This window comes from Robertmurraya sp. DFI.2.37 (genome assembly GCF_029211245.1).
Taxonomy (GTDB): domain Bacteria; phylum Bacillota; class Bacilli; order Bacillales; family Cytobacillaceae; genus Robertmurraya; species Robertmurraya methanolica_A.
Genome location: NZ_JARGEJ010000727.1, coordinates 1 through 294 on the forward strand (window position 1 = coordinate 1; position 294 = coordinate 294).

1 pseudogene is annotated in these 294 nt (G+C 37.1%); it reads right to left on the reverse strand.

Annotation, left to right across the window (positions count from 1 at the left end):
* Nucleotides 1–156: 156 nt before the first annotated feature.
* A pseudogene (locus tag PZE06_RS29770) lies at nt 157–279 on the reverse strand (DUF4153 domain-containing protein); the annotation flags it as partial.
* Nucleotides 280–294: the final 15 nt, after the last annotated feature.

Sequence of the window (294 nt, forward strand, 5' to 3'; positions counted from 1 at the left end):
CTGCTACTTGTGTCATGAGGATAAAACGAGAAAAAGCTGCATAAGCAGGTGCTGATAAATAAAGAAGACCGATAAACAGCAATGCCCATGCTCCAGACCTCCAAAACCAAAAATACAAATAATTAGAAAGCGAACAAGATAATCCGCTCTAAAATTAAGCAATTGAGGCAGTAAATTCATCATCTGTGCAAAATAAGCATCTGCTGAAATAAGCAAATTGAGAACAATAAATAATACTGGAACAGCGATGATGGCCCCGATGAATATTTTCTTTCCTATTTCATGACTTGCGCT